The organism is Rhizobacter sp. P2_H2 (assembly GCF_056403375.1).
Genome location: NZ_JBFUFP010001803.1, coordinates 1 through 576 on the forward strand (window position 1 = coordinate 1; position 576 = coordinate 576).

The 576-nt window shown below is 72.7% G+C and carries 1 protein-coding gene; it reads right to left on the reverse strand.

The annotated features are described in order from the left end of the window. A partial coding sequence (locus AC1D15_RS36300; protein ID WP_477829903.1) for a sensor histidine kinase occupies nucleotides 1–576 on the reverse strand: 576 nt, incomplete at both ends.

The window sequence follows — 576 nt, forward strand, 5'->3', positions numbered from 1 at the left end:
GGCCGTCCTCGACGAACGCATCCAGCGCGACCGCCGGCACGGCGCCCGCCGCGGCCGCCGGGCCGTCCTCGACGAACGCATCCAGCGCGACCGCCGGCACGGCGCCCGCCGCGGCCGCCGGCGCGAGCCCCACCCGGTGCGCCGGCAGGTGCGCCACCCCGAGCGGCACGCTCACCGTGAAGCAGCTGCCCAGGCCCGGTCCGCTGGTCACCACCACGTTGCCGCCGTGCAGCCGCACCAGCTCCTTCACCAGCGCGAGGCCGATGCCGGTGCCCTCGTGCGAGCGCGAGCGCGCCCCGGCCACGCGATGGAACCGGTCGAACACATGGGCGAGCGCCTCGTCGTCCATGCCGATGCCGGTGTCGCGCACTTCCAGCACCGCCTGTCCGGCCTCGCTGCGCAGCGAGACGGCGATCTCGCCCTCGAACGTGAACTTGAATGCGTTCGACAGCAGGTTCAGGACCACCTTCTCCCACATGTCGACATCGACGAACACCTCGTGCGGGAGCGTGTCGCAGGCGACGACGAAGCGCAGCCCCGCATGCTCGATCGCCGAGCGGAAGGCCGATGCGAAAT